The 1935-nt window shown below is 57.5% G+C and carries 2 protein-coding genes; both read right to left on the bottom strand.

What is annotated here, in order from left to right; genetic code table 11:
• Positions 1-1524: IS66 family transposase (tnpC, locus tag BGP85_RS00290; protein WP_103445264.1), on the bottom strand; the 1524-nt coding region annotated here is incomplete at its 3' end.
• A gap of 18 nt (positions 1525-1542) precedes the next feature.
• Positions 1543-1935 (bottom strand): IS66 family insertion sequence element accessory protein TnpB (tnpB, locus tag BGP85_RS00285; protein ID WP_258036111.1); only part of this gene is annotated, 393 nt, incomplete at its 5' end.

Below are 1935 nucleotides of genomic sequence, written 5' to 3'. Positions count from 1 at the left end.
TGGCATTTCCGGTGAACAGTTCCACGGCAACAGCGCTTCATAATCTGCCACCGACTGCGCATGGGGCAGCCGCTCCAGTACGTGGCGCAGCCACGTATAGGGCTCTTGGCCGTTGATCTTGGCGGTCTCGACTAAACTGTAGAGCTGAGCACTGGCGGCGGCACCCTTGGGCGTGTCGCTGAACAGCCAGGCTTTGCGGCCAATCACAAATGGCTTTATTGCGCGCTCTGCCGGGTTATTGTCGATCGGCAAATACCCAGCCTCCACATAACGCTCCAGCCGACTCCAATTGCTCGCTAGGTAATTCACCGCCTTGCCGAGCACACTTTGCGACGTCACATGTGGCTGCGTTTTGTCCAGCCAACTTTTCAACTGCCCCATGATCGGCAGGCTCTTCTCCTGCCGGCCAGTCAATCGCTGCTCATCACTGGCGTCCTTCAGTTCACGCTCGATGCCATATAGCTTATTGATCAATGACAGCGCCATATCCGCGCGTCCGGCTTTGCCCTTGGGCTGCACTTTCTGAGCTTCAACAAACTTGCGACGCGCATGCGCCATGCACGCCAATCGTTCGACACCCGGCTGCAACGCCAGGGCGTTGTAGCCGGCGTAATCGTCCGTCATCACATAGCCGCGATAACTTTCCAGCAAGCGCAACGGCACCTCCTGCGCACGGCTGGAGGTGTAGTCGAACAGCACGACTTTCCGATCCGGTGGCCCACTGGCTTGCACCCACATCCAGGATTGGCTGGTCGGGTCTCGATCCGGTTCTTTAAGAACTTGGACGCGGGTTTCATCGCAATGGATGACCGGGCTTTCCAGCAACCGGTCGCGCATCAGATTCAGCAGTGGTTGCAGGTGCTCACCGCACTGAATCACCCAGCGTGCCAAAGTCTGACGCGGAATCTCGATACCGTGTCGGCTCAGCACCGTTTCAAAACGGTGCAGCGGCAAACCATCGACATACTTGGTGGCCAACAGCATGGCCAGCACGCTCGGGCTGGCCATGCTCTTCTCGATCAACTGTGCGGGTTTGTCAGCGGTGACCGGAGCGGCTTCACAACCACGGCAGCCGTAAATTTTACGGATGTGTTTGAGCACCCGGATCTGCATCGGCACGATATCCAGCTGCTCGCTGGTTTCCTCACCGATCACGTGTTTGCGGCAACCACAGGCACAGGCCTGCTCGTGTTCGGGCAGTTCGTGGATGACTTCAATGCGCGGCAGGTCAGCGGACAGCGGTTTGCGCTTGCCACGACGCAGTGTTGGCGCGATCACTTCTTCGTCGTCATCGACCGGAGGTATCGACAGGCTTTCCGGCTCGTTGAACAACGCGAGTTGCGGCGTGTTGGTTTCAACGGTCTGCTCGGACTTGCGACTGAACAGACGGTCGCGCAGTAGCTTGACCTGCTCTTTGAGATCGACGATCTGGCCCTTATCGACCGTGCGCTCCATCAATAACTGCGCAAGCATCTGCTTGAGCAGTACGGGGTCATCGGGAAGGTCTTCGGGCATGGAAATCATGCCCCGGATTATACCGAATCAGGCGACGAATCGCGGCGTCAAAACCTGATGCGGGCGATTGCGCCAGAGGTCAAAACCGTCGAGTAACCAGTTCAGTTCCTGAACGGTGAGGACAATCGCTTCGTCGGTGGCGTCAGGTGATGTTTTGAATCGCTCGGATTCCAGGCGCTTGAGCCAAAGACAGAAGCCGTTGCGCTCCCAGTACAAGATCTTCACACGGTTGCGGGATTTGTTGAGAAATACGAAGAGCACGGGGTCGAACACCGCCACCTTGATGTCCAACTCGACCAGCGCCGCCAAGCCATCAATGGATTTTCGGAAGTCGACGGGCTTGGGGTAGAGATAGACTTTTTCGACTTTGGCGTCGGGACGCATCATGGCGTGCGGGCTCCAGAATGAAATCGGGAGCAC

The organism is Pseudomonas putida, from assembly GCF_002906855.1.
Taxonomy (GTDB): domain Bacteria; phylum Pseudomonadota; class Gammaproteobacteria; order Pseudomonadales; family Pseudomonadaceae; genus Aquipseudomonas; species Aquipseudomonas putida_N.
This window is presented reverse-complemented; position numbering and strand designations above follow the sequence as displayed.